The following is a 25,806-nucleotide window of genomic DNA, read 5'->3' as shown; positions in this document are numbered from 1 at the left end:
CGCTACCCCGGGGCGGACGGGGACGCCGGGGCCCGCAGCGTCCCCGGCGGCTCCGGCGTGGCCGTCGGCGCGAGCACCCCGCACAGCCCGGCCGTGCGGCGCGGACTGCCACTGGCGTACGGGTCGGTCGCCGCCGGGCCGGTGGTGGTCGGCCCGGCGCCGGCCGTCAGTGGGCGGAAGCCTGCGGCCGGGTCGGCGGAGCAGGCCTGCGGGCCGGCCATCACGTAGGCCGAGACGAGCTCCGCCCGCCGTGCCGTGAGGTCGTCGCGGTCGAAGCGCAGCCGCAGCTCCCGGCGGACGGTGAAGAGCGAGGCCCCGTCCACCGCGGCCGGATGGCCGGTGGCCGGACGCACGGCGTAGACGAAGGTGTGGTCGGAGGTCACTTCCAGTGCGTTCGGGGCGGTCTCCGCGAAGGCGAGTACCCCGCTGACGCGGACCCGGGTGTCGGCCACCACGGCGGTCGCCGGGTCGAAGCGGACCAGCCAGCCGGTGACGGCGTGCCGCCCGTTGCCGGACGGCGCGAGCATGCTCTGGTCGAACTGCGTCACCTGGTCGGGGTCGAGCAGCACGCGCACCGGCCGGGAGGCCTCGCCGGACAGGACGTCGGGGTCCAGCGAGGACTGCACCAGGTAGTCCTTGGCGACGGTCAGCGCGGTTTGGACCTGCTCCTCGCTGAAGTGGCGGGTGCGGCGCACGCCGGGGAAGGTGATCCCGGCCGCCCCGACGCGGTACTGGGCCGCCGGACTCTGCGCGTACAGGTCCGCGGGCCGGCCGCCCGGCACGGCCTCGGTGGGCGCGAGCGGGACGACGGTGCTGCTCATCGCCTCGGCCGGGTCCCCGGCGGGCGGCACGTAGGGATTGCGCATGCCCATGTAGACGGCGCCGGCGAGCGCCAGGGCGATGCACAGCACGATGATCCGGCCCTGCCGGGCCGCTCCGCCGCCGGAGCCGCTGCGGGATCCCGGATGGCCCCCGCCGCTCGACCAGATCGACCGGCTCCGTACGGCGCGGGCGTGCTCGCCCATGCGCTCCTGTGCGGAGAACTCCTGGAGCCGGGCAGCCCGGACGAAGTCCTCGTCGAACACCACCGACCGGTACTCGTCGGACCGGAACTCGTCGTCGGCCCCGCCGGCACCCTCGGGGGTGCCGTTCGGCGGATCTCCTGGCTTGGCCATCGCTTCTCCCCGCTGTCCCCGCTCCAGAGAAGCCCCCGGCTCCGGCGATGGGGAGCGGGGTCGTACCTTCAGGGTTGGCGGCTGACGCGGTCCATAAACGCTCCGGCGCCGGTGACTTCGCCCATCGGGGTGCTGGCGGGGGCCGGAGCCTGCTCCGCGTCGCTCGCCGCGCTGCGGTACACGGCGCTGAAAGCGAGCGCGATCATGCCGAGGCCCATCACGAAGGCGAGCACCCAGGCGACCGGGCGGAGCCACGGCGAGCGGCCGCGGTAGGGGCGCAGACTGCCGCCGTAGGCCCCGTACGGGCCCTCCGCGGAGCCGGCTCCGTGGCTGTGCTCCCAGCCGGAGTCCTCGGAGTGGTAGCCGTCGGCGCCGCCGTAGGCGTACGCGTCGTAGTCCTCGTCGCCCGTCCAGCCGCCGGCGAAGGCGGCGCGGGCGGCCTCGGCCGCCTCGGCGCGCGCCCGATCGCCGGCCCGCTGGCGCTCTGCGGCGCTCGGTTCACGGATCTCGGCGTTCCGGACGAAGTCCTCGTCGAACACCACGGAGGCGAAGTCCTTGTCCGCGCCTCCGCGGTCGTCTGCATTTTCTTCGGGGGTCCCGTCGTCCGGGAACGGTTTGCCCCCCACGTCGTCCGGCACGAGACCAGCGTAGACCTGAGGGGCACCTTTGGGCAGGGCGTACGCCGAAATCCGGCCACACCGCGTTCAGGCGGCGACTACCGTACGTGACCGTCGCCGGTGACGATGTACTTGGTCGAGGTGAGCTCGGGAAGCCCCATCGGGCCCCGGGCGTGCAGCTTCTGCGTGGAGATGCCGATCTCCGCGCCGAAGCCGAACTGGCCACCGTCCGTGAACCGGGTGGAGGCATTCACGGCAACCGTGGTCGAGTCGACCAGCTGGGTGAAGAGGCGCGCGGCGGCCTGCGAGGTGGTGACGATCGCCTCGGTGTGGCCGGAGGTCCACCGGCGGATGTGGGCGACGGCCTCGTCGAGGGAGTCCACGACACCGGCGGCGATGTCGTACGAGAGGTACTCGGCGGCCCAGTCCTCGTCGGTGGCCGCGAGGGCGGTGACCTTGGAGTCCTCCGCGTACGCGAGCACCCGCTCGTCGCCGTGGACGGTCACGCCGGCGTCGGCGAGGGCGTCCAGGGCGAGCGGCAGGAAGGCGTCGGCGATGTCCCGGTGGACGAGCAGGGTCTCCGCGGAGTTGCAGACGGAGGGCCGCTGGGCCTTGGAGTTGACGAGGATGTCCACGGCCATGGCCAGGTCGGCCTGGTCGTCCACGTAGACGTGGCAGTTGCCGGTACCGGTCTCGATGACCGGGACGATGGACTCCTCGACGACGGTCTTGATGAGCGAGGCGCCGCCGCGCGGGATGAGGACGTCGACGAGGCCGCGGGCGCGCATCAGCTCGCGGACGGAGTCGCGGGACTCGCCCGGTACGAGCTGGATGGCGTCGGCGGGGAGACCGGCCGATACGACGGCGTCGCGCAGGATGGCCACGAGGGCGGTGTTGGAGGCGTAGGCCGAGGAGGAGCCGCGCAGGAGGACGGCGTTGCCGGACTTCAGGCAGAGGGCGGCGGCGTCGACGGTGACGTTGGGGCGGGCCTCGTAGATGATGCCGACGACGCCGAGCGGGACGCGGATCTGGCGGAGGTCGATCCCGTTGGGGAGCGTGGAGCCGCGGACGACCTCGCCGACGGGGTCGGGCAGGGCCGCGACGTCACGGACGTCGGAGGCGATGGCCGCGATGCGGTCGGGGGTGAGGGTGAGACGGTCGATGACGGTCTCACTGGTCCCGGCTGCGGCCGCCTTCGCCGTGTCGACGGCGTTGGCCTCGACGATCTCGGCCGTACGGGCCTCCAGCGCGTCGGCGATGGCCAGCAGGGCCCTGTCCTTCGCGGACCGCGGGAGGGGGGCGATGGCCGCGGCGGCGGTCCGGGCGGCTTGCGCGGTGGCGATCACGGGCGAGGTCGTGGCATCGAGCGAGGTCATGCCGCCAGGGTAATCCCCGTCCACCCCTGGGCCGATGGGGTTCCACCCCGCGAGACGCACCCTTTTTGACGCGGGCGGGGTGCTTGCCACAGCCGCCTGTTGCCGGGGCGCCGGGACGGCAGTGGCAAACACCTCGACCAGCGTCAATAGGGGTGCACGCCCATGGGGTGGGCCGGGGGTGGACCGTAGCCTTCGGCGACGCGCTGGTGGTAGGTGGCGCGGTCGATGACTTCGAGGCCGACGATCTCCCAGGGCGGGAGGTTCGCCGAGGACCGGTGTTCCCCCCAGAGCCGCAGCGCGACGGCCGCCGCGTCGTGGAGGTCGCGGGCTTCCTCCCAGTAGCGGATTTCCGCGTGGTCGTCGGCGTAGCGGCTGGTCAGCAGGAAGGGGTGGTCATGGGCGAGCTGCTCCAGCCCACGGCGTACGTCGGACAGCGGCGCGGGCTTCCCGGAGACGCTCAGGGTGATGTGCCAGAGACGGGAGGCGTCCCGGTCCTCCCCGGTCCCACCGACGTCACCGTCCCCGGTGCCGACGCTGGTCAGCGCTCGTCTCACCAGCCGCCTCCTTGTCTGCGCTACGCCTGTCCGCCTCTCACAGTTGACCAGTCCTCGGCTCGCCGCGCGGCGGTTTTACCGAACCTCAGCCCTGCAGCAGGACCAGATCGTCGCGGTGGACGACCTCCCGCTCGTACTCGGGTCCGAGTTCCCGCGCGAGCTCGCGAGTGGAGCGGCCGAGGAGCTGCGGAAGCTCCTTGGCGTCGAAGTTGACGAGGCCGCGCGCCACCGCCCGGCCGTCGGCCGCGCGCAGTTCCACGGGGTCCCCGGCGACGAAGTCGCCCTCGACCGAGGCGATGCCGGCGGGCAGCAGCGAGCTGCCGCGTTCGGTCACCGCGCGGACGGCGCCGTCGTCCAGTACGAGGTGCCCCTGCGGGGTCGAGGCGTGCTGGAGCCAGAGCAGCCGGTCCGTCGAGCGGCGTCCGGTGGAGTGGAAGTGGGTGCCGGTCGCCCGCCCGGCCAGGGCGTCCGCGGCCTGGCTGGCCGAGGTCAGGACGACCGGGATGCCGGCCGCGGCGGCGATGCGTGCCGCCTCGATCTTGGTGGCCATGCCGCCGGTGCCGACGCCCGCCTTGCCGACGCTGCCGATGGTGACGTGGGCGATGTCCTCGGGGCCGCGCACCTCGTCGATGCGGGTGGTGCCGGGCTGGGACGGGTCCCCGTCGTAGAGCCCGTCCACGTCCGAGAGCAGGACGAGGAGGTCGGCGCGGACCAGGTGGGCCACGAGGGCCGCGAGCCGGTCGTTGTCGCCGAAGCGGATCTCGTCGGTGGCGACGGTGTCGTTCTCGTTGACGACGGGCAGCGCCCCCATGGCCAGGAGCTGGTCCAGGGTCCGGTAGGCGTTGCGGTAGTGCGCGCGCCGGCTCGTGTCGTCGGTGGTCAGGAGCACCTGGCCGACGCGTACGCCGTACCGGGCGAAGGAGGCCGTGTAGCGGGCGACGAGCAGGCCCTGGCCGACGCTCGCGGCGGCCTGCTGGCGGGCCAGGTCGGTGGGGCGGCGGCGCAGGCCGAGCGGGGAGAGTCCGGCGGCGATGGCTCCGCTGGAGACCAGCACGATCTCCTTCTCGCCGCCGCTGCGCGCCTTGGCCAGTACGTCGACCAGCGCGTCCACCCGGTCGGCGTCGAGTCCGCCGGCCGCCGTGGTCAGGGAGGAGGAGCCGACCTTGACCACGATCCTGCGCGCGTCGAGCACACCCTGCCTAGCCGCTGACACTTCTGTCCCCTGACCCTTGACCCTCGCCGAACGCACAGCACGTACGAACAGCACGTACGAACAGGAACCTGCGAACCTGCCCGCTCAATCTACGGGGTGGCCGGGCGGCGGCGCCCTCCGGTTTCAGACCGTGGACGCGGTGTGGGCCTGCTCCGGTTCTCCGGCCGGTCCGGCCGTCCCCGGAATGAGGATCTTGCGGGAGATGACGAAGGTGAAGGGGATCGCCACGACGGCCGCGACCAGCGGTGCGATCTTGGTGTTCATGCCCGCCCAGCTCACCAGGGCGTACAGGCCGGCGGACTGGACCACGAAGTTCGTGACGTTGGTCAGCGGGAAGAGGAGGAACTTCTTCCAGGTCGGCCGGGTCCGGTAGGTGAAGTAGGTGTTCATGAAGAACGAGCCGACCATCGCCAGCACGAAGGCGAGGGAGTAGGCGGCGAAGTACGGCATCCACGGGTGCAGGAGCAGGTAGAGGACGTAGAAGGTTCCGGTGTTGACCGCGCCGACCAGACCGAACCGGACGATCTGGCCGAGCTGGGTCTTCCGGTCGGTGCCCGACTGCCCGTCCGTCGTGCGCGACATCAGTTGCTTCGCTCGGCGATCACGGCCTCGGCCTGCGGCAGAGCCGCGTCCCGGATGTCCGTGGGGGCGCCCGTCCGGTCGGTGCCGTGCGACTCCTTCACCAGGAAGTGCGGCCGGCGCTTGGTCTCGTAGTAGATGCGGCCGATGTACTCGCCGATCAGGCCCAGCATGATCATCTGAATGCCGCCCAGGCCTGCGATCAGGCCGACGGTGGTGACGTATCCCGGGGATTCCACCCCGTGGGTCATCGCCATGATGGTGATCCACAGGGCGTAGAGACCCGTCAGGCCCACCAGGGTCGCGCCCACCCAGATGCCGATGCGCAGCGGCCTGTTGTTGAACGAGATGAGCCCGTCCATGCCGTAGTTCAGCAGGGCGCCGAACTTCCACTTCGTCTCGCCGGCCTCGCGCTGCGCGTTGCGGTAGTCGAAGTGGACCGTGTCGAAGCCGATCCAGGAGAACAGGCCCTTGGAGAAGCGGTTGTACTCGGGCAGCGACAGCAGCGCGTCCACGGCCGGGCGGGACAGCAGCCGGAAGTCGCCGACGCCGTCGGTGAGCTCCACGTCGACCCAGCGGTTGACGCCCCGGTAGTAGAGGCGGCTGAGCGCCGAGCGGAGCTTCTTGTCGCCTTCGCGGGTGCGGCGGGCGATGATCTGGTCGTGGCCCTGCCGGTAGTAGTCGAGCATGGTGGCGATGAGCTCCGGCGGGTGCTGGAGGTCCGCGTCCATGATGACCACGGCGTCGCCGGTCGCCTCGCGCAGGCCCGCGAGCATGCCGGCCTCCTTGCCGAAGTTCCGGCTGAAGGAGACGTAGCGAGTCTGGTCCGTGTGCTGCGCCGCGATCTTGCGGAGCTTCTCGAGGGTCCCGTCGCGGCTGCCGTCGTCGACGTAGCAGACCTCGTACTCGACGGGCAGAGCATCCAGAACCTTGCGGATCTCCGTGTCGAAGCTGTCGATGACAGCTTCCTCGTTGTAGCAAGGGACTACTACAGACAGCTTCATGAACACTTCCTGCGGTCCGAACGGGTGGATTACGGCGACCGGACCTGCCACTCACCTCTCATAGAAGTATGCACGCCAGTGGGAGCGCTGCGGGGGCTGAGGGCGGCACACGGTAGCTTTAACGGGATAAGCGCAATGAAACAGAGGGATCGAGGTGCACGTGCCTGACGTCTCCGTGGTCGTCATCGTCTACAACGACGCAGAGCGTCTCCCGGCAGCAGTTCAGTCGGTTTTGGACCAGACCCTGCACGGGGTCGAAGTCGTGATCGTCGACGACTGCAGCAAGGACGGGTCCTACGCGGTCGCCCAACAGCTCGAAGCCGCGCATCCGGGGAGGGTGCGCGCCTTCCAGCTGCCGGAAAACAGCGGGGGCTGCGGCGCCCCGCGCAACTACGGCATCCAGCAGGCCACCGGTACCTACGTCATGTTCCTGGACAGCGATGACGTTCTGGAACGCAATGCCTGCCGCAACATGCTGGACGCCGCCGAGCGGACCGGGTCCGACCTGGTCTCGGGCATGTGCGTCCGGGTCCACCTCGACAGCCGTTCGGGGAAGACCACCGAGTGGTACCCGTGGATCTACGCGCGCACTCGCACGCTGGAGTCGATCACCGAGTACCCCGACCTGCTGGTTTACGACACCCTCTCCACGAACAAGTGCTATCGGCGCGCGTTCTTGCTGGAGCAGGGCCTGGAATTCCCGGTCGGCATCCACTACGAGGACCTGCTCTTCTCCGCGCAGGCCTACGTCGCCGCCAGCCGCATCACGCTCATCCCGAACCACGTTTACTACTGGAACGTGATCGAGAAGGCCTCGGCGAAGTCGATCAGCAACCGGCGCCACGAGATCGAGAACTTCGTCCACCGGATGGAGATCCACCGCCGCGTCGACGAACTACTGGCGGCCAAGGGCCACGCGGAGATCAAGTCCGCGAAGGACATCAAGTTCCTCAAGCACGACCTGGTGCTCCACCTGCGGGACCTGCCCCTGCTCGGTGACGCCTACCGCCAGGAGTTCGCCCGGCTCGCCAACGGCTACCTGGCCGGCATCGACCCGGCCGCGTACGACAGCGTCAGCAACCTCCAGGCCATCTGCGCCTACCTGCTCGGCAAGGAGGACTGGGACAACCTCCTGCCCGCCGCCGACGCCATGACCAACCAGGGCCGGCTCACCTCACCGCTCGCCGAGCGCTACGGGCGCGTCTACTGGTGCGAGCAGCACATCGACGGCCCCGACGCGGACACGGCGCGGCGGATACTGGACGTCACCAACCAGCCCTACGCCGGCGCACCGCTCGCCTCCCTCACCCTGGGCAACCGCCTCACCGGGTACGAGGACGACGGCCGCGGCACGGTCACCCTCTCGGGTGCCGTGGTGAACCCGCTGGGCCGGATCCGCCCGGACGTGGCGCTGAAGGCCTCGCTGGAGTTCCGGGCCCGCCGGCAGATCGGCGTCCGCTCCTTCAGCTTCCCGGTGGCAACCGTTCGCCACGCCGGCGACACGATCGAGTGGAAGGCCACGGCCGACATCGGCAGCACGGTCCGCCCGCTCGGCATCATCGACGCCGTCTGGGACGTACGCCTGAAGCTGACGGCCGGCTCCGACCGGCTCACCACCCGCGTCTCCGTCGGCGGGGTCGACCTGGAGAACGCCGCCCGGCTGCGCGTGCGCCCGCGGCTGACCCGGCTGGTCTCCGACCGCTTCGAGCCGGAGATGACCAAGAAGGGCAACCTCTCCTACGTCCTGACCGCCGAGGGCGCCGCCGCCGTGCGCACCCAGACGCTGATCGACGGCGCGATGCACGGCAAGGCCGCCGGCGTGGTCAAGCGGAGCCTGCGCAAGGCCCTGCGGGCCCGCCGCAACTTCGGCTCGGGCGAGCAGAAGGTGAAGGTCTACCACGAGGTCTTCTCGAAGCTGCCCATCAAGAAGGGCACGATCGTCTTCGAGAGCCACATGGGCAAGCAGTACAGCGACAGCCCGAAGGCGATCTACGACGAGCTGGTGCGCTCCGGCGCGCAGTTCGAGGCGATCTGGTCGTACGCGGGCGGCAAGCCCACCGGCTTCCCCAAGGAGGCCACCCTGGTGCGGCGCTGGAGCTGGGCCTACCTGCGGGCGCTGGCGCAGGCCGAGTACTGGGTCGACAACCAGGGCTTCCCGCTGGCGCTGACCAAGCGCCCGGGGACCACGTACATCCAGACCTGGCACGGCTCGGCGCTCAAGCGGATGGGCTTCCACGAGCCCCGCACCAAGGCGCAGGACCGTCCCGGCCAGGACCGCTTCCAGGCGGCCGTCGACCGCTTCGACCACTTCCTGATCCGCTCCGAGCACGACGCCCGCACCCTCGCCAAGGGTTTCCGGCTGCGTGACGAGGTGCTGCTGCGCACCGGCTACCCGCGCAACGACGCCCTGGTCGCGGCCCACCGCGCCGAGGCGCAGAGCGGCGAGCGGGTCCGCGGTCCTCTGGCGGGCGAGTTCGGGATCGACCCGGAGAAGAAGGTGCTGCTGTACGCGCCGACCTTCCGGGCGCGGGCGGACGGCACGGTGGAGGGCTTCAAGTTCCCCTTCGACGTGGAGGAGTTCGCCGACCGGCTCGGCGACCGCTACACGCTGCTGGTGCGCACCCACTACCTCAACAGCGTCACGCTGCCGCCGTCGGTCGCGGGCCGGGTCATCGACGTGTCCCGGCACCACGACATCACGCCGCTGCTGGCGCTCGCCGACGGGCTGATCACCGACTACTCGTCCGTGATGTTCGACTACGCGGTCCTGGACCGGCCGATGCTGTTCTTCGCGTACGACTACGAGAAGTACGCGAACGACATCCGCGGCACGTACTTCGACCTCAAGGAGAAGGCCCCGGGCCCGGTGGTCGCCACCGCGGACGAACTGCTCCAGGCCCTCGCCGCCTTCGACGAGGCCGATGCCAAGTACGCCGAGGCGCGCCAGCGTTTCCTCGCCGAGTTCGGCGAGTACGACCGCGGGGACGCGGCCCGCCGGATCGTCGAGAAGTTCTTCACCAGGAGCGGCAAGTGAGCCAGCAGACTTCCACCGCACCGCAGAGCCCCGGCGAGGCCGCCGGCGGCCGTGACATCTTCCTCGTCTCCAACAGCGTGGACGAGCTCGGTGGCGTGACCACCTGGTCGCACCAGATGGCCAGGCTGTTCAGCGACCGCGGACACCGGGTCCACGTCATCGGCATCACCCCCGTCGCCGAGGAACTCCGCCAGAAGTTCCCGGCGGACCTCCCCTACGCGGTGACCACGCTCTACGAAGCCCACCCGGCGGCGGCCCGCACGCTGCACGGCATCAAGGGCCGGCTCAACGCGCCCGAACGGCGCCGCCAGGCGGCCCGCAGGGCGACGATGCAGGCCAAGGCGGACCAGCTGGGCGAGCTGCTGCGCGCGGCCCGCCCCGGCGCCGTGCTGATCGTCACCCAGGTCTGGGCGATGGAGTGGGTGGCCCTGGCCGACACCAAGGGGTGCACGGTCATCGGCATGAGCCACGAGTCCTTCGAGGCCAGCAACAAGTCCTCCCGGGGCCAGCGGGTCCGCCGGTACTACCGGGAGGTCGACCGCATGCTCGTGCTGACCCCCGAGGACGCGGACCTCTGGATCCGTTCGGGCATGGAGAACGTCTCCAGCATGCCGAACCCGCTGCCGTTCATGCCCGACTCCCCCGCGCCGCGCACCGGGAAGGTCGTGGCGAGCGTCGGCCGCCTCGCCTTCGAGAAGGGCGTGGACCTGCTGCTCGACGCATGGGCGGACGCCTCCCCGCACCACCCCGACTGGGTCCTGCGGATCTACGGGGCCGGTGTGGAGGAGCCGAACCTGCGGGCGCACGCCGCCGGGCTCGGCCTGCAGGACTCCGTGGAGTGGATGGGTAGCACCAGCGATGTGCTGGGCGCGCTGAACGGAGCCTCCGTCTTCGCTCAGGCCTCGCGCGCCGAAGGGTTCCCGATCACGCTGCTGGAAGCGATGGCCGCGGGCGTGCCGGTGGCCGCCTTCGACTGCGCGCCGGGTGTCCGGGAGATCGTGACGCACGGCGAGGACGGGCTGCTGGCCCGGCTCGGCAACACGATGGAGCTGGGCGGGCAGCTGGACCGGCTGATGGCCGACCGCGAGCTGCGCGACCGGCTCGGCGACGCCGCCTTCCACAATGTGCAGCGGTTCTCCAGCGTCGAGATCACCGACCGGTGGGAAGAGCTGTTCTCCTTCCTGGAGCGCTGATCCCCACGCGCTGAGCCGCCGGACCCGTCCGGCGCAGTACGTACGAAGAAGCCGCCCGCCCCGGAATCGACCGGGGCGGGCGGCTTCGTACGCACTACCTGTTTCAGGCCTTGCGGTGGGCCTCCCAGCCCTCCCAGGCCGAGGTGATCATCTCGCGCACGTCGTGGCGGGCCTTCCAGCCCAGCTCCGCGGAGATCCGGTCGGCGGAGGCGACGACCTTCGCCGGGTCGCCGGGGCGGCGCGGGGAGACCGCGGGCGCGTAGGCGGCATCGGTGTGCCCGGTGGCCTCGTTCACCAGCTCGACCATCTCGCGGACGGAGACGCCCTCGCCGCGGCCGATGTTGACGGTGAGGTCCTTGTACTCGCCCTGCGCACCCCATTCGACGAGCTTGCGGGCGGCCACCACGTGGGCCTCGGCGAGGTCGGCGACGTGGATGTAGTCGCGGATGCAGGTGCCGTCCGGGGTCGCGTAGTCGTCGCCGAAGATCCGGGCGCCCTCGCCCTTGTCGAACCGCTCGAAGATCATCGGGACCAGGTTGAAGACGCCGGTGTCGGCGAGCTCGGGGGTCGCGGCGCCCGCCACGTTGAAGTAGCGCAGGCACGCGGTGGAGATGCCGTGGGCCTTGCCCGCGCCGCGGACCAGCCATTCGCCCGCCAGCTTCGTCTCGCCGTAGGGGCTCAGCGGCAGGCACGGGGTGTCCTCGGTGACGAGGTCCACGTCCGGCATCCCGTACACGGAGGCGGAGGAGGAGAAGAGGAAGTTGCGCACGCCCGCGGCCGCCACGGCCTGGAGCAGGACGGTGAGGCCGCCCACGTTCTCCTCGTAGTAGTGCAGCGGCTTCTCGACGGACTCGCCGACCTGCTTCTTGCCCGCGAGGTGGACCACGCCGGTGATGCGGTGCCGGGCGAAGGTCTCGTCCAGGACCTGCCGGTCGAGCACGGAACCGACCACCAGCGGGACACCCTCCGGGACGCGGTCGGCGTTGCCGGTGGAGAGGTCGTCCAGAACCACGACCTCCTCCCCCGCAAGCAGCATCGCGCGGACGACGTGCGCCCCGATGTAACCGGCACCACCAGTGATCAGAAACGTCATGCGTTGTCTCCTCAGTTCTCTTTCGTGCTTCTCTTCCGGCTTCCCGTCCGGCTTTGCGTCCCGGCTTTCCGTCCGGCCTTGCGTCCCGGCTGCCGGGGCGGCCGGGGCCCGCGCTAGCCGCGGATTATGCGAGCTCTGTGGAACCGGTGGCGGGCCAGGCTCATGACGCCCGAGGCACCGGGCGCGAGCCTCAGCGCCAGCGATCCGCCGGTCGTGCGGTACGGCTGCGCCAACAGCACACCGTACCGGCTGCTGGGCAGCACCCGCCGGTGGAGCAGGCGACTGAGGGGGCGCGGGGAGGTGACCACGGAGCTCCCGTCGGCGCACTCCACGCTCAGTTTCACGTCCCACGCCTGCAGGCCCCGCCGGCCTTCGCCCCGCCCGAGCCTCGCCAGGGTGGTGAGCCGGAAGGGCAGCAACGCGGTCCACCGGTCGCCGTCCCCCGCGGGGGTGAGCTCCACCGGTTCGGCGACCAGCAGCTCTCCCAGGTCGCCCCGGGGCTGGAAGCACAGCTGGACGGTGCGCGGGCCGGCCGCGGCGAGGCGCCCGTACAGGTCGTGCACCTGGATCCGCAGGCCCGCACAGCCGCTCGGTTCGGCGTCGATGGTGATGGGCAGCTCGGCCGTCTCCAGCTTTTCCAGTCCGTCCAGCTCCACCGGCAGCGTGTCGCTCCAGACCGGCGCTCCGGAGGGGCCGGTCGCGTACGGGGGCAGCAGGCGGGGCGGGTCGGCGGCGAAGCGGGTCAGCCGCAGCAGGTCGGCGGGGGCGGGCGGCGCCTCGTTGGCGAGCAGCACCCGCACGATCCAGCGGGCGTGCGCCCCGGCGGCCTCGATGTCCGCGTCGGCGAACCCGGCGACGTAGTCGCGGGTCAGCGTCCACCAGGCGGCCTGGTAGCCGGGGTCCTCGCCGAGCTCGCGCAGGTACATGCGCAGGTCGTACTCCAGGAACTTGACCTGGCAGGCACGGCCCAGCTCGGGCGAGGAGGCGGTCATGAGGCGCGAGGCCACGCGGTGGGCCTCGACGCGGGCGCTCCAGTTGCCGACGTCCTTGCGGTCCAGGGAGATGGAGACCTGGGCGGCGTTGCGGCGCACGTGCCACACGTAGACGAGGTCGCCGATCACCGCGATGCGGGGGCGGGCCGCCAGCACGCGGGCCGTGAACACGAAGTCCTCGTAGATGAACCGGCCGTCCGGGAAGCGGATCCCGTACATGTCCAGGAAGGCCCGCTCGTACAGCTTGTTGACGCAGAGGGTGTCGCGGACCAGCTGCGGCCTGTCCGCCGGGCGGTCGATGACCTCGCCCGGCGTGTACAGGCCGGGCACCCAGGGCACGTCGCGGCTCTCGGGCAGTTCACGGCGGACGCAGGAGCCGACGGTGACCGGCGACCGGTGCTCGCCGGCCGCGCGCACCAGGGCGTCGATCGCCCCGGCGGGCAGGACGTCGTCGCTGTCCAGGAACATGACGTACGGGGCGGTGGCAGCCGCGATCCCGTCGTTGCGGGGCGTGCCGCAGCCCCCGCTGTTCTCCGTGCGGTGCACGACCTTCACGCGGGGGTGGCTGGCCGCCAGCTCGTCCAGCACCTGGGCGGTGCCATCGGAGGACGCATCGTTGACCGCGATGACCTCGGCGACAACCGGCCCCTGGGCGAGGGCCGAGGAGACGGCCTGACCGACGAGCTCGGCATCGTTGTACGCGATCACGACGACGGCAACTGTGGGGGTATTGGTGGTCGTCACCCGTGGATCCTAGGCCACCAGAGTAAACGTGGCCTTAAGACGCGTCACTCCAACGGGCGATAAACGGAACCTGTGACTCGCCTGTGACGACGGCCGGAGATCCGGCCGTCGTCCACGGACACGGGCCCCGGTCAGAAGGGACGGAACTCGTCGTACTCCTTCTGAGCGGAATCCCGCTCGGCTTCCTTCTCCTTGCGGCGGGTGGTCGCCGGACGCGGAGCCTCCAGACGGTGGTCCTCACCGCGGCGGCCCAGCATCTCGGCGCCGGCCATCATGGTCGGCTCCCAGTCGAAGACGACCGCGTTCTCGTCGGAACCGATGGCGACGCCGTCACCCGCACGGGCACCGGCCTTCTTCAGCGCAGCCTCGACGCCGAGGCGGTTGAGGCGGTCGGCGAGGTAGCCGACGGCTTCGTCGATGTTGAAGTCGGTCTGGCGGACCCAGCGCTCCGGCTTCTCGCCGCGCACGCGGTACACGTCCTCGGCCTCGTCGTAGGCGATGGTGAAGCCCGAGTCGTCCACGGCCTTCGGCCGGATGACGATGCGGGTCGCCTCCTGCTTCGGCGTACGGGCGCGGAACTTCGCGATGACCTCGGCGAGGAAGTAGGACAGCTCCTTGAGGCCCGTACGGGAGACCGCGGAGACCTCGAACACCTTGTAGCCGCGGGCCTCGAGGTCCGGGCGGACGATGTCGGCGAGGTCCTGGCCGTCGGGGATGTCGACCTTGTTGAGGACGACGAGGCGCGGGCGCTTCTCCAGGCCGCCGCCGTAGAGCTTCAGCTCCTCCTCGATGGCGTCGAGGTCGGCGAGCGGGTCGCGGTCGGACTCCAGCGTCGCGGTGTCCAGGACGTGCACGAGGATCGAGCAGCGCTCGACGTGGCGCAGGAACTCCAGGCCGAGGCCCTTGCCCTGGCTGGCGCCCGGGATGAGGCCCGGGACGTCGGCGATCGTGTAGACCGTCGAGCCGGCGGTGACGACGCCCAGGTTCGGGACGAGGGTGGTGAAGGGGTAGTCGGCGATCTTCGGCTTCGCGGCCGAGAGCACCGAGATGAGCGAGGACTTGCCGGCGCTCGGGAAGCCGACCAGCGCCACGTCGGCGACGGTCTTGAGCTCCAGGATGACGTCGCCGCCGGTGCCGGGTACGCCGAGGAGGGCGAAGCCGGGCGCCTTGCGGCGGGCAGAGGAGAGCGCGGCGTTGCCGAGACCACCGCGGCCGCCCTCGGCAGCCACGTAGGTGGTGCCCTGGCCGACGAGGTCGGCGAGGACGTTGCCCTCCTTGTCGAGGACGACGGTGCCGTCCGGCACCGGCAGGATGATGTCCTGGCCGTCCTTGCCGGAGCGGTTGTCGCCCGCGCCGGGCGCGCCGTTGGTGGCCTTGCGGTGGGGGCTGTGGTGGTACTCCAGCAGGGTGGTGATCGACTGCTCCACCACCAGGATGACGTCGCCGCCACGGCCGCCGTTGCCGCCATCGGGGCCGCCGAGCGGCTTGAACTTCTCCCGGTGAACGGAGGCGCAGCCGTGGCCCCCGTTACCCGCGGCGACGTGCAGCTCGACGCGGTCCACGAAGGTGGTCATGGTTGTTCCTCCAGATACAGCGGGAATATCCCGGAAAGCCCGGGGGGTAGGCCTTGCTACCCATTAAACGTGTCTATGTGACAACGCGCCGAGGGCGGACCTCTCTTCCCGGCTGGCGCCGGGAAGAGTTGAGATCCGCCCTCGGGGTGTTACGAACGCTTCAGATCAGCAGAGCTGAATCAGGCGGCCGGAACGATGTTGACGACCTTGCGGCCACGGTGCGTGCCGAACTCGACCGAACCGGCCTGCAGCGCGAACAGCGTGTCGTCGCCACCACGACCGACACCCGAACCCGGGTGGAAGTGGGTGCCGCGCTGGCGGACGAGGATCTCACCAGCGGAAACGACCTGACCGCCGAAGCGCTTCACGCCGAGCCGCTGAGCGTTGGAATCGCGCCCGTTCCGGGTGGACGATGCGCCCTTCTTGTGTGCCATGTCTCAGTCCCTCTTACTTCGCAGCCGCGGGGATACCGGTGACCTTGATCGCCGTGTACTGCTGGCGGTGACCCTGGCGACGGCGGTAGCCGGTCTTGTTCTTGTACCGAAGGATGTCGATCTTGGCACCCTTGTGGTGGTCCACGATCTCGGCCTGGACCTTGATGCCGGCCAGGACCCACGGGTCGCTGGTCACGGCTTCGCCGTCGACAACGAGCAGGGTCGAGAGCTCGACCGTGTCGCCAACCTTGGCAGTGGGAATCTTGTCAACTTCAACGATGTCGCCGACAGCAACCTTGTGCTGGCGACCACCGCTGCGCACGATGGCGTACACGCGGATCTCTCTCTCACTCGAGTTCGGGAACCCCTGAAGCCAGCCGACCCCGCGACGAACCGCAGGCCGGCCTCCCCCGTCCCAGCCGCGAGGCGGCGGTACGGGAGGTGAGGTGCTCAGTGGATTGGCGTGCACATAGACACGCCAGCGACCTAGGTTACGGGGCCCGGTCTGGAGGGTCAAACCGGGGTCCCGAACGGGGCCCCGGCGGGCCGGCCCGGCTGTCCGCAGCGCTGCCCGCGGGCGCCGGACCAGGGCCGGCCGCCCGGTGGCCGCCCGGTCGGTGACCCGTTCGAGGCCGCCCGACGGCCGTGTGCGCCCGCCTCGTCGTGCCGTGGCCCGCCGTCGGCCCCGCCCCGCGCGGGGAAGCGCCGGGCCCTTGTGGCGGCGCACAGGCGCCGTGGGCGTACGCCGCGGAAAAAGGCCCCGCCCGGCACCGAATGCGGTGCCGGGCGGGGCCGGGTGCAGCGGGAGCCGCGGATCAGGCTTCGGTCGGAGCCGAGACGGAGGGCAGCGTCTGCTGCTCCGCCGCCGCGGTCTTCTTCGTCGCCCGCTTCGCGACCGTCTTCTTCGCGGCCGTCTTCGCCGTCGTCGTCTTCTTGGCGGCGGTCTTCTTCACGGCCGCCGCCTTCTTGGCCGGGGCCTTCTTCGCCGCGGTCGTGGTCGCCTTCTTGGCGGCCGTCTTGCGGACCGCCTTCTTGGCGGGAGCCGCCGGGGCGGCCTCCTCGACGACGGCCTCGGCCTCGGCCGGGGTCTCCGCCGGCGTCTCGACCGGAGCCTCGACGACCAGTACGGCCGCCTCCGCGCCCGCCGGGGAACCGGCCGGAGCGGTGGCCTTACGGGTGGCACGGCGACGCGGACGGGCCGGCGCGGCCTCGACGGGCTCGGCCGGGGTCTCGGCCGGGGCCTCGACGACGACCGGTGCGGCCTCGATGACGGCCTCGGGCTCCGGCTCGGCCACCGGGGCCGCGGGGGCCTCGGCAACCGGCTCCGGGGCCTGGACGGCCTCGGCCGGGGCGCCCGCCGGAGCGGTCGCCTTACGGGTGGCGCGGCGGCGGGTGCGGCCCTTGGGGGCCTCCTCCGCGACCGGCTCCGGGGCCTGGACGGCCTCGGCGATCTCGACCGCCTCGATGGCGATCTCGGGCTCCACGGCCTCGACGACCTCGATGACATCCGCCTCGACCACCGGCTCGGCCACGGGAGCCGCGGCCGCCGGGGCACGGTCCGTCGCCGCACCGCGCGGGGCGCCCGCCGGAGCGGTCGCCTTGCGGGTGGCGCGGCGGCGGTTGCGGCGCCCGCTCACTCCTCCGGCAGCGGCCTCGGCCTCGGCCGGGCTGCCGTAGAGCTCCTCGTCGGCGACGAAGGAGGGCTCGGGCAGCGCCACGGGAGCGGCGACCTCGGCCGCCAGCTCCGCCTCGGTCTCGATCTCGTAGTCATCACCCTCGGCGGTGTCCACGGCCTCGATCTCGTGGTCGTGCTCGTGTCCGCCCTGGCCGCCGCGGCGCTTGGAGCGCTTGCCGTTGCCACCGCCGCCGACCACGGTCGGGGTCTCCATGTGCACGATGACGCCACGGCCGTTGCAGTGGACGCAGGTCTCGGAGAAGGACTCCAGCAGACCCTGGCCCACCCGCTTGCGGGTCATCTGGACCAGACCCAGCGAGGTCACCTCGGCGACCTGGTGCTTGGTGCGGTCGCGGCCCAGGCACTCCAGCATGCGCCGCAGGACCAGGTCGCGGTTGGACTCCAGGACCATGTCGATGAAGTCGATGACGACGATGCCGCCGAGGTCGCGCAGCCGCAGCTGGCGCACGATCTCCTCGGCCGCCTCCAGGTTGTTCCTGGTGACGGTCTCTTCGAGGTTGCCGCCCTGACCGGTGAACTTGCCGGTGTTGACGTCGATGACGATCATCGCTTCGGTCTTGTCGATCACGAGGGAACCGCCCGAGGGCAGCCACACCTTGCGGTCGAGCGCCTTGGCGAGCTGCTCGTCGATCCGGTACGTCGCGAAGACGTCGACCTCGGAGGTCCAGCGCTTCAGCCGGTCGGCCAGGTCCGGGGCCACGTGGTTCACGTAGCCGTGGATGGTCTCCCAGGCGCTGTCACCGCTGACGATGACCTTGGTGAAGTCCTCGTTGAAGATGTCGCGCACGACGCGGACGGTCATGTCCGGCTCGCCGTACAGGAGGCTCGGCGAAGAGGTCGAGATCTGCTTCGACTTCTTCTGGATGTCCTCCCACTGGGCCTGCAGGCGCTCGACGTCGCGGCGCAGCTCGTCCTCGCTCGCGCCCTCGGCGGCGGTGCGCACGATGACGCCCGCGTCCTCGGGAACGATCTTCTTGAGGATGGTCTTCAGGCGCGCGCGCTCGGTGTCGGGCAGCTTGCGGCTGATGCCGGTCATCGAGCCCTCGGGCACGTAGACCAGGTAGCGGCCGGGCAGCGAGACCTGGCTGGTCAGGCGGGCGCCCTTGTGGCCGATCGGGTCCTTGGTGACCTGCACCAGGACCGACTGGCCGGACTTGAGGGCGGCCTCGATGCGGCGCGGCCCGTTGGCCATGCCGAGCGCCTCGAAGTTGACCTCACCGGCGTACAGGACCGCGTTGCGGCCCTTGCCGATGTCGATGAAGGCGGCCTCCATGGACGGCAGCACGTTCTGGACCTTGCCCAGGTAGACGTTGCCGACGTACGAGGTGGCTTCTTCCTTGTTGACGTAGTGCTCGACGAGCACGTTGTCCTCGAGGACGCCGATCTGGGTGCGCTCGCCGGACTGGCGGACGACCATGACGCGCTCGACGGCCTCGCGGCGGGCCAGGAACTCGGCCTCGGTGATGATCGGGACGCGGCGGCGGCCCTGCTCGCGGCCCTCGCGGCGGCGCTGCTTCTTGGCCTCCAGGCGGGTCGAGCCCTTGATGGACTGGACCTCGTCGGAGGAGGTGGAGCCGGTGAGGGCCTCCGCGCGCTCGCGCGCCGGGCGCGGCTCGCGGACCTTGACGACCGTGCGCACACCGTCGTCCTCGGCCGCGTCGGCGTCCGTGCCACCGTCACCGCTGCGACGGCGACGACGCCGGCGACGACGGCTGGAGCTGGAGCCGAGGGCCCCGTTCTCCTCGTCGTCCTCGGCCTCTTCCTCGTCGGCCTCCTCGGCGGACTCGGCGGCCTCGGCCTCTTCCTCGGCGGACTCGTCGAGGTCGGCGGCCTCACCGCGACGACGGCGACGGCCACCGCGGCGGCGACGGCGCGACGGGCGGTCGCCCGACTCGTCGGTCTCGTCCTCGTAGAGCTCGGCGGACTCGGTTTCGGCCTCTTCCTCGACCAGCTCTACGTCGGCCAGCGTGACCGGGCCGGACGGCGCGGCAGCGGCGGCGGCCGGAGCCTGGGCCACGGGCGCGGCGGTCTCGGCGGCGGCTCCGCGGCCACGGCGGCGGCGACGGCCGGCCGGCTGCGGGGCGGGGGCGGCCTCGACCTCGGCCTCGACGAGGTCGAGCTCCTCCTCCTCGACCTCCTCGGCCGGGGCGGCGGCAGCGGCGGCCGCGGCCATCATGGCTGCGGTCTCCGGGGTCTGGAACATCGGCTCGGCGAACACCGGGGCCTGGAATACGGCGACGGCGGGACGCCCGGCGCGGCGGCCACGGGCCGGAGCCTCGGCGGCGGGCGCCTCGGCGGCCGGAGCCACCGGCTGCGCGGCGGGGGCGGCGGCGGCCGGAGCGGTGGTGGAACGGGTGGCGCGGCGGCGGCCGCCGCGCTTCGGGGAGTCCACGGCGTCGGCGACGGTGACGGTGGCCTTGGCGGCGGCGACGGGAGCCTCGGCCACGGCGGCTTCCGCGGCGGGCGCCTCGGGGGCGGTCACGGCGCGGGTCGCACGGCGACGGGCACGCGGCGCGGGGGCTGCGGCCTCCTCGACGACCTCGGCGGCGGGAGCGGCCACGGGGGCCTCGACGACCGGGGCCTCGGCGACGGGCGCCTCGGGAGCGGTCACGGCGCGAGTGGCGCGGCGACGGGCACGCGGCGCGGGGGCTGCGGCCTCCTCGACGACCTCGGCGGCGGGAGCAGCCACCGGGGCCTCCACAACGGGGGCCTCGGGAGCGGTCACGGCGCGGGTCGCACGGCGACGGGCACGCGGCGCGGGGGCTGCGGCCTCCTCGACGACCTCGGCAACCGGAGCAGCCGCGGGAGCCTCGGCGACGGGCGCCTCGGGGGCCGCCACGGCGCGGGTCGCACGGCGACGGGCACGCGGCGCGGGAGCAGCGGCCTCCTCGACGGCCGGGGCGGCCGGAGCGGCTGCGGGAGCCTCGACGACGACCTCGGCTGCGGAAGCCTCGGGGGCGGCCACGGCGCGGGTCGCACGGCGGCGGGTACGGGCCGGGGCGGCGGCCGGGGCGGCATCCTCGGCGGGAGCTGCGGCCACCACGGGCGCCGGAGCGGCTTCGGCGGCGGCTACGGCGCCGCCGGGCGGGCCGGCCGGCCGGGACGCGGCGCGCCGGCGCCTGCGCGGCGGCAGGTTGTCGCTCGGGCTGCCACTGTCGGCGGCAGCGTTGTTGGCGGTGTTGTCGTTTTCGTTGTTGAGCATGCGGGGTTTCTCCCGTCACGCTCCCGGGCGCCGCGGCTGACTTCCGGTCCGGCACGGCCCCGCGTAATGAGCGCGGAACCGGCCTCCGGGGCGCGTTCGCCACACGGGAGCTCAGTTCAATGGCCGCCGGTTCCGTACGCGAAAGTCCGTACGGCCTGGCGGAAGTCTTCAAGTCTTCAGGTCTGTGCGCGGCCCGACCCAGGTGGCTCCCGAGTCCCAGGGCTGCGCGACGACGACGATCCTTACGCGGCGGGACCTTCCGGCGCCTTCGCGTCGGCGGTTACGGCCGCCGTGGGTGGGGCGGTCGTGACAGCCTCGCGGTCGGGCGCGAGCGGGTCGGTCACCGTGCCGGACTCCTCGTCGAAGAGCCCCTGCGCCAGCCTGGTCACCGCAGCGGGGACCGGCGGCGTTAGGTCGGCCACAGCTCGGAGACCGGACAGGACGTCGTCGGGTCGCACGGCAGGTGTCAGATGCCGAACAACCAGCCGCAGTATCGCACAAGCATTGTCCAGGGGCCTATCAGCCGCTGCGGTGGCCGTAACGGGAACCACTTCCAGGCTGACCACGGCGCCCCGCGTGTCGAAGGTCCGCATGCCGTTCTTGGTGCGGCGCTGGACCTCCACGGCCTCGGCGGCGAGGAAGGCCTCGACGGCCTTCTCGGCGTCCCCGGGCTCCACGCCTTCCAGGCGCAGCTCCCACACGGAGGCCGTCAGCCGGTCGGCGAGGCCGGAGGTGTGCGCCTCGACGGCGTCGATGATGTCGAGGCCGACGGGCATCGACTCGTCGAGCAGCTCGCGCAGGACCGCGGGGTCGCGGGGCTCGGCGAGGGCGATCTCCAGGTACTCGGCCTCGCTGCCGGTCCCGGTCGGGGCGGCGTTCGCGTACGAGACGCGGGGGTGCGGGGTGAAGCCCGCCGAGTACGCCATGGGCACCTCGGAGCGGCGCAGGGCCCGCTCGAAGGCGCGCTGGAAGTCCCGGTGGCTGGTGAACCGGAGGCGGCCGCGCTTGGTGTAGCGCAGGCGGATGCGCTGCACTACCGGTGCGGGAGGCGGGCCTTCGGGCTGTCGCTTGCCCAGTGGTTCATCTCCTTGTGCGGGGCTCCGCGGCTCGCGCGTCGCCCTGAGGTCTGTGGGGCCTGCCGGCCTCGCCTGCCCTCCGGCTCACCCCTGTTTGTGCAGGGGGCTCGTCGGGATCTGCGTGGCGGGCGTGTCGCCTGCGGCTCTGTTACTACCCAGAGTACGCGCCTGTGACCTCGCTGGTTCCCGGGGCGGCCCCCCGAACAGCGCCCGCCGTACGTCGGCCCGCGCCTCGCGCACCGCGAGGCGGGAGGCGCGCCACACCTCGCCGACCGCACGGCCGACGGGAGCGATCGCCTGCCGGTGCACCGCCCGGGCGGCCCGGCGGCCTGCGGCCCACCCGGCGCGCAGCGCGTTCCCGACGGGGGTGACCACGCGCCGGCGCAGCCACCCGGCGGGCCGCACGACGGCCCACCGCCACACCCACAGCAGCCCGCGCCCCAGCGCCCGGCTCACCCGCCCCGCGAGGTGCCAGGCCCCGACGAGCAGTTGCCAGAGCGGCACGAGGAGGTACGCCCAGACCCCTCGCCCGGCCGGTGCGAGCAGGTACTGCCAGGCCCCGGCCACCACGGGCCGTACGAGATACCGCCACAGTGCGACCCACGGCCAGACGAACAGGGCCTTGGCCAGCCAGGCCGCACCGGCCGCGAACCCCCGGGCCAGCCACCGCAGCGCGTGCCCGACGGGGGCGAGGACGTAGCGGTACAGCGCGCCGCCGGGCAGCACGAGCAGGTACCGGACGGCGCCCACGAGCAGCCAGGCGATGCCCCGGCCGGCGGGCAGCAGCCCGTACTGCCAGACCGGGACGAGCAGGTACCGCCAGAGCCCGACGCCCGTCGGCCGCAGCAGGTACACGTACGCGGCCCGCCCCACCGGGAAGATGACGTAGCGCCAGAGACCCACCCAGGGCCAGTGGAAGACGAGCTTGAACAGGGCCCCGATCAGCCACCCGGTCCCCCGCAGTACCGGCAGCACGGCCCGTTCGTACAACCAGCGCAACGCCTGCCCCAGCGGCCCGAGGACGCTCCGGTTCAGCATCCGCGCCGCGGCGACGAGCAGGTCCCAGAGCACCCGCAGGGGCAGCACGACCAGCACCGCCACGACCTTCACGGGGATCCGGACGACTCCGACGAGGCAGCCTTCTCCCCCGGGTGCGCGCGCCTCTTGCAGTTCCATGCAGATAAGGACTCCGCAGGAGCCCCCCGCGTTGCGGTGAACACCGCAACGGTCCGGACACGGCGACGGCCCGTACCGCCCCGTGCGGGGTGGTACGGGCCGTCGCCGTCCGGTCAGTTCGCCAGCGGGTGACCGCCGGGCGGGGTCTGCGCGGGCGGCGGGGCGGCCGTCACCTTGTAGGCACCGGGGAGGTACCCGGGCGAGCGGGTGCCCGCGGTGAACCCGGGGCTGTCCAGCACCAGGTCGTAGGTGCCGGGCTCGAGGCCGAAGGTGCTGAGCTCCACGACGAGCACGGTCCCGGCGGTGTTGACCGCCGTCGCCCGGACCATCCGGTACGGGCTCGTGCTGCCGTCGGCGGCCCTCAGGACCACGTCGGTACCGAGGGTCAGGTTCGTGCCGCGCAGGGCCACCTTGGTGGTGGTCCCGGCGGGGCTCGTCGCCGGCGTCACCGAGGTGGCGTCGGCCTGCTTCGGGCGCGAGGCGCACCCGAAGACACAGACGCCCTGCATCTGGTACTTGAGCGGCGTGGCCGCCGTGTAGGCGCTCAGCAGGAAGAGGTACTCGCCCTGCGGGGCGCTCTGCGAGGTGGAGCAGTAGAAGTCGAAGTCACCCACGTTGTTGTTGCCGCACTGGACCAGCGGGTCGAGGCCCGAACCGGTGAAGCCGGTGGCGCTCAGCATCTCCACGTTGGGGTTGGTCCCGGACGCCACGCTGTTGTCCGCGCCGTAGATGTTGAAGCGCTGCCCCGGCTTCACGGTGGCGACGGCGCAGTAACCGGCCGCGGCCTCGGTCAGCGTGCCGCTGCGCACGGGGAAGTTCTCCGCCCCGATGCGCTTCGAGGTGCACTCCGGAGCCCAGCCGGCCGCGGTGGCGACCTTCCAGGTGTCGATGTGCGCCACGATGGGGGTGCTGCCGTCGTAGCCGGAGGCCAGCACGTAGACGAGGTATCCCGTCGAGCCGGTGACCCGGCAGGCGTTGCCCCACTGCCGGCAGAGGGCCTTTCCGGTGGCGTCGACCACGACGAGCACGGCGCCGGTGCGGTACGCCGCCGTGGGGGTCCGCTGCGAGATCACGAGCTTGTCGGTGGTGGCCGTCTTGAACTGCAGGCAGGTGCTGTCCAGGGCGGACTTGAAGGTGTAGCCCGTGGACGCGCCGCCGACGGTCAGCGAGGTGGGCGCGGGGCACTTCGCGGTCTGCGAGATGTCCCGGCGGACCAGCCGGTAGCTGTCGGTGTAGCCGGTGCCGATGAGCAGCGCCGAATAGGCGGGGGTGGCCTGGAGGTCGCAGCGGGTCGTGGAACCCCCGACGGTGCTGCACACCTGGTTGCCGGCGCCGTCGTAGATCTGCACCGAGGCGTTGACCCGGTTGGTGGTGTTCGTGTAGTCGATCATCTCGGCGGTCGAGTGCTTGCCCGCCCCGAGCGCGAGGCACGCGACCTGCTTGTCAGCGGTGAGATCGAACGTGGTGCCCGGCGAGGGACCGAAGGGGCTGCTGTCCCAGGTGGCGCAGCCGGCCGTGTTGCCCGTGCCGTGGATGGTCATCCGGTAGGCGCCCGTGGTGGGGGCGGACAGCACCGCGCGGAAGGGGGCGGTGCCGGTCAGCTTGCAGACGGAGAGGCCGGACGTGGCGACGCACTGCTGGACGCCCTTGGCGTCGTAGACCGTCGTGTCCACGTTCGCGCCGTCGTCGGCTGGCGGGGTGTCGTAGAAGTACAGCCCCTTGCCGGTGGCCGTCGGGAGCGTCCGGCACAGCTGCTGGCCCGCTCCGGTGAAGGTGCCCTGCGCGGGACCGGATGCGAAGCCGTCGTCGCGTGCATCCGTGCAGCCGGCGGTCTGGTTGGTCGCGTAGAACGAGATGCCGTACGCGTCCTTGAGGTTGTCCGCGCCACGCGCCCACGTGTAGTAGCCGGCGGCAAGGGTGCACGGCGTGAGAGGGGTCGACGTGCAGACCTCCGTGCCGTTGACCCGGTGGAGCGTCCCGTAGGTCCACGAGGAGGTCCCGACCGGACCGAAGACGTAGGGCCCCGCGGCCGTCACGCGCAGGATGCGGCAGGGCACCGAGGAGCCGGCGTCGGGGACGGTGCCGTAGGCCTGTGCGTCGACGACCGGGCAGCCGCTGGCGCCGGACAGGCGGGCGACGGTGAACCCGTAGGGCACGCTCCGTCCGTATTCCTCGTTGACCAGCAGGGTGAACGGGGCGGTGCCCGTCAGCTTGCAGTCGAAGTCCAGGCCCTCGTCACGGGTGGAGCAGAGCTGCTTGCCGGTGGCGTCGTAGATCGTGCCCAGTACCTCGTAGGAGGTCAGGTGGGCGCGCAGGACGGATCCCGCGGCGAACGCCGTGGGCAGGCGGAAGCAGTCGCCGGTGGAGCCGGCGGCCAGGGTGGCCTCGACGGCCCTCGGCGCCCCGAGGGTGGCCGAGGACGCGGCGACGTTGGTGCAGGTGGTGCTGGACAGCAGCGCCTTGTAGGAGACGGAGAAGCCGCCCGTGGAGGAGCTGTTGACGTCGAGGGTGTAGGCGCCGGCCTTGTTGGTCGGGCAGCGCGCCTCGGTGCCGTACACCGAGGTGCAGGCGACCGCGGACCCGTCGGGCGCGGTCAGCTTGGGGTACTCGGTCCCGCCGCTGAGGGAGACGGCCTGTACGAGAACCAGGTCGGTCGCCGAGGTCAGCGTGAAGGTGAACCGGGAGCCGCCCTCGGGGCGTTCGGCGCAGGTGTAGAGCGTGTCCGGCGCGATGGCACCGGAGCAGGTGTCGGCGCCCGCGGTACGGCTGACCTCGCGCGCGGCGGTGGCCCGCGCGGCAGCGGGTTCCGGGCGCTTCGGCTCGGGCTTTGCGGGCGCCGCTTTCGGCGCGGGCGCGGCCGTGAGCGCGGAGGCTCCCTCGGCCACGGGCGAAGCGGCGGGCGATACGGCGGCCGACTGGCCGTCCTTCGGCGTCACCGCCGCGGTGGCGGCGCCGACCGGTCCGACGAGCGTGGCCAGTACGGCGACGATCAGGGCGACGAGCGCGACGACGCCGCGGCGTCCGTCTCTCCCCCGACAGCGGACGGCACGGAAAAGGTGTGGCACGGGATTCCC

At 72.0% G+C, this 25,806-nt stretch carries 18 protein-coding genes; 2 read left to right on the top strand and 16 right to left on the bottom strand.

From position 1 onward, the window contains the following. Positions 1-2 precede the first annotated feature (2 nt). From OG276_RS25080 to OG276_RS25050, 7 genes are all read right to left on the bottom strand, one after another. Positions 3-1,175, bottom strand: a complete 1,173-nt coding sequence (locus tag OG276_RS25080; RefSeq protein ID WP_266908956.1) for a hypothetical protein — start codon at positions 1,173-1,175, stop codon at positions 3-5. 68 nt (positions 1,176-1,243) lie between these two features. Beyond that, positions 1,244-1,813, bottom strand: coding sequence for a hypothetical protein (locus OG276_RS25075; protein ID WP_266908955.1), 570 nt, complete (start codon positions 1,811-1,813; stop codon positions 1,244-1,246). A 77-nt stretch (positions 1,814-1,890) separates the two neighbouring features. Then, positions 1,891-3,168, bottom strand: coding sequence for a glutamate-5-semialdehyde dehydrogenase (locus OG276_RS25070; RefSeq protein ID WP_266908954.1), 1,278 nt, complete (start codon positions 3,166-3,168; stop codon positions 1,891-1,893). Positions 3,169-3,311: 143 nt separating this feature from the next. Next, positions 3,312-3,710: a hypothetical protein gene (locus OG276_RS25065; RefSeq protein WP_266913096.1), complete on the bottom strand. Its 399-nt coding sequence runs from the start codon at positions 3,708-3,710 to the stop codon at positions 3,312-3,314. Positions 3,711-3,807: 97 nt separating this feature from the next. Then, the gene (proB, locus tag OG276_RS25060; RefSeq protein ID WP_266908953.1) at positions 3,808-4,935 is read right to left on the bottom strand and encodes a glutamate 5-kinase; all 1,128 of its coding nucleotides are present in this window, start codon (positions 4,933-4,935) and stop codon (positions 3,808-3,810) included. Positions 4,936-5,058: 123 nt separating this feature from the next. Then, on the bottom strand, positions 5,059-5,517 hold the full coding sequence (locus tag OG276_RS25055; protein ID WP_266908952.1) for a GtrA family protein: 459 nt from the start codon (positions 5,515-5,517) through the stop codon (positions 5,059-5,061). Then, positions 5,517-6,518, bottom strand: coding sequence for a glycosyltransferase family 2 protein (locus OG276_RS25050; protein WP_266908951.1), 1,002 nt, complete (start codon positions 6,516-6,518; stop codon positions 5,517-5,519). The genes OG276_RS25055 and OG276_RS25050 overlap by 1 nt, the downstream gene beginning before the upstream one ends. 154 nt (positions 6,519-6,672) lie before the next feature. Between OG276_RS25050 and OG276_RS25045 the strand changes: the two genes are divergently transcribed. Both OG276_RS25045 and OG276_RS25040 read left to right on the top strand, forming a co-directional pair. Then, entirely contained in the window at positions 6,673-9,552 is a 2,880-nt protein-coding gene (locus tag OG276_RS25045; protein WP_266908950.1) for a bifunctional glycosyltransferase family 2 protein/CDP-glycerol:glycerophosphate glycerophosphotransferase, read from the top strand. Further along, positions 9,549-10,745 (top strand): glycosyltransferase, encoded by a 1,197-nt coding sequence (locus OG276_RS25040; protein WP_266908949.1) that lies wholly within the window; start codon positions 9,549-9,551, stop codon positions 10,743-10,745. Before OG276_RS25045 ends, OG276_RS25040 begins: the two co-directional genes overlap by 4 nt. 103 nt (positions 10,746-10,848) lie before the next feature. Here OG276_RS25040 and galE read toward each other — a convergent pair whose 3' ends face one another. From galE to OG276_RS24995, 9 genes are all read right to left on the bottom strand, one after another. Then, positions 10,849-11,838 (bottom strand): UDP-glucose 4-epimerase GalE, encoded by a 990-nt coding sequence (gene galE, locus OG276_RS25035; RefSeq protein ID WP_266908948.1) that lies wholly within the window; start codon positions 11,836-11,838, stop codon positions 10,849-10,851. Between the two features lie 113 nt (positions 11,839-11,951). Further along, a complete protein-coding gene (locus tag OG276_RS25030) occupies positions 11,952-13,574 on the bottom strand; it encodes a glycosyltransferase family 2 protein (RefSeq protein WP_266908947.1) in 1,623 nt (540 codons plus the stop codon). A gap of 131 nt (positions 13,575-13,705) precedes the next feature. Beyond that, on the bottom strand, positions 13,706-15,148 hold the full coding sequence (obgE, locus tag OG276_RS25025; RefSeq protein WP_266908946.1) for a GTPase ObgE: 1,443 nt from the start codon (positions 15,146-15,148) through the stop codon (positions 13,706-13,708). 179 nt (positions 15,149-15,327) lie between these two features. After that, the gene (rpmA, locus tag OG276_RS25020; protein WP_030013081.1) at positions 15,328-15,582 is read right to left on the bottom strand and encodes a 50S ribosomal protein L27; all 255 of its coding nucleotides are present in this window, start codon (positions 15,580-15,582) and stop codon (positions 15,328-15,330) included. 13 nt (positions 15,583-15,595) lie between these two features. Continuing rightward, entirely contained in the window at positions 15,596-15,916 is a 321-nt protein-coding gene (gene rplU, locus OG276_RS25015) for a 50S ribosomal protein L21 (protein WP_214950890.1), read from the bottom strand. A gap of 481 nt (positions 15,917-16,397) precedes the next feature. Next, positions 16,398-20,480: an Rne/Rng family ribonuclease gene (locus OG276_RS25010; RefSeq protein WP_266908945.1), complete on the bottom strand. Its 4,083-nt coding sequence runs from the start codon at positions 20,478-20,480 to the stop codon at positions 16,398-16,400. Positions 20,481-20,722: 242 nt separating this feature from the next. Further along, positions 20,723-21,514: a TIGR03936 family radical SAM-associated protein gene (locus OG276_RS25005; RefSeq protein ID WP_266908944.1), complete on the bottom strand. Its 792-nt coding sequence runs from the start codon at positions 21,512-21,514 to the stop codon at positions 20,723-20,725. A 126-nt stretch (positions 21,515-21,640) separates the two neighbouring features. Further along, positions 21,641-22,732, bottom strand: a complete 1,092-nt coding sequence (locus OG276_RS25000; RefSeq protein WP_266908943.1) for a hypothetical protein — start codon at positions 22,730-22,732, stop codon at positions 21,641-21,643. A gap of 113 nt (positions 22,733-22,845) precedes the next feature. Further along, complete coding sequence (locus OG276_RS24995; protein ID WP_266908942.1) at positions 22,846-25,797, bottom strand: hypothetical protein; 2,952 nt, start codon at positions 25,795-25,797, stop codon at positions 22,846-22,848. Between the last annotated feature and the right edge of the window lie 9 nt (positions 25,798-25,806).

It is taken from the genome of Streptomyces sp. NBC_00086 (assembly GCF_026343255.1).
Classification (GTDB): Bacteria; Actinomycetota; Actinomycetes; order Streptomycetales; family Streptomycetaceae; genus Streptomyces.
Note: the sequence above shows the minus strand (reverse complement) of the source record. Positions and strands in the feature narration are given on the sequence as shown.